The sequence below is a fragment of the Micromonospora sp. NPDC002411 genome (genome assembly GCF_053592955.1).
In genome coordinates, this window is the sequence record NZ_JBSFBM010000642.1 from 1 (window position 1) to 1,203 (window position 1,203).

General features: G+C 74.7%; 2 protein-coding genes. One reads left to right on the forward strand and one right to left on the reverse strand.

Annotated elements, in window-relative coordinates:
- Nucleotides 1-1,084: BTAD domain-containing putative transcriptional regulator (locus ACWCO3_RS34700; RefSeq protein ID WP_450014246.1), on the reverse strand; the 1,084-nt coding region annotated here is incomplete at its 3' end.
- Nucleotides 1,085-1,139: 55 nt separating this feature from the next.
- Here ACWCO3_RS34700 and ACWCO3_RS34705 point away from each other — a divergent pair.
- The coding region (locus ACWCO3_RS34705) for a hypothetical protein (RefSeq protein WP_450014248.1) at nucleotides 1,140-1,203 on the forward strand (64 nt) is incomplete at its 3' end.

Sequence of the window (1,203 nt, forward strand, 5' to 3'; positions counted from 1 at the left end):
GCTGGATCAGGTCGTCCGGGTGTGCCTTGAGTGCCTTGCGTAGTGCGGCGTAACCGTCGAGACCCAGTGGGGCCCGGCTCGTGGCGAGCACCGCGGCCTCCGGGGACGCCACAGCGACCAGGTCCGCCACGACGGTGGCCACCGCGTCGAGGACGTGCTCGCAGTTGTCGAGCACGACCAGCCCGTCGAGGTCGGGTGCGACGGCGCGAAGGCGTTCCTCGGGGCTGAGCACCCGCCGTTCCAGGCCGAGATTGCCACCGGTCGACGAGGTGTCCGCGCCCCCGAGGGCTGCGAGCACTGTGGGCAGCACCTCGTCGGGCGCGCGCAGGCCGGCGAGTTCGATCACGCGTACCGACTGCCCGGCCGCCCCCGTGCGCCGCGCCACCTCGGCGGCGAGGCGGGTCTTGCCCGCGCCGCCGGATGCCACGATCGTCACCACTGCCGCGTCAACCAGTGCCTCCACCACGGCCTCGACGTCTCGTTCCCGGCCGACGAGGGCGGTCATCGGCCGACGCCAGGCGGTCGGCAGGGCGATCCGCGTCGGTTGCCGGGGTGTCTCCGCGACGACCGGGGTGGTCAGCTCGCCGCGCAACAGCGCCAGGTGGACCTGTGTGATCACCGGCGACGGGTCGGTGCCGTACCGCTCGGCCAGCTCGGCCCGGAGTCGTTCGACCACCTCCAGCGCCTCCGCCTCCCGTCCCTGGGCGGCGAGGATCCGGACGAGCAGGGCGGCCGAGGGCTCGTCCGGCGGTGTACGGGCGACGAGCCGGCTCAGGTCGGCCTCGTCGAACGGGCCCACACCGGCGAGTGCCGCCTGCGCGCGAAGCGCGGCGACATCGGCGAACAGGCGGGTGTCCTCGGCGCTGACCAGCTCGGGCACCTCGGGGAAGAGGGCGCGCGCCTGGTCGGCGAGGCTGCGGGCGGCCGGCAGATCGCCGTTGTCGAAGACGGTCCGCGCCCGGTCGACGAGGCCCCGCGCCTCGACCGCGTCGACGGTGACCTCCTCGGCGGGCAGCCGGTATCCGCCGGGCACCGCGACCACGGGCAGCCCGAGGCGGCGCACCCGGGACACGAGTGCCTGCACGGCACCTGTCGCGTCGTCGGGTGGGCTCCGCTACTTCGTCGCGGTCGCGGAGGAGTTGCACTTCGGCCGCGCCGCCGCGCGGTTGCACATCGCCCAGCCGGTCCTGTCGCGGCAGATCC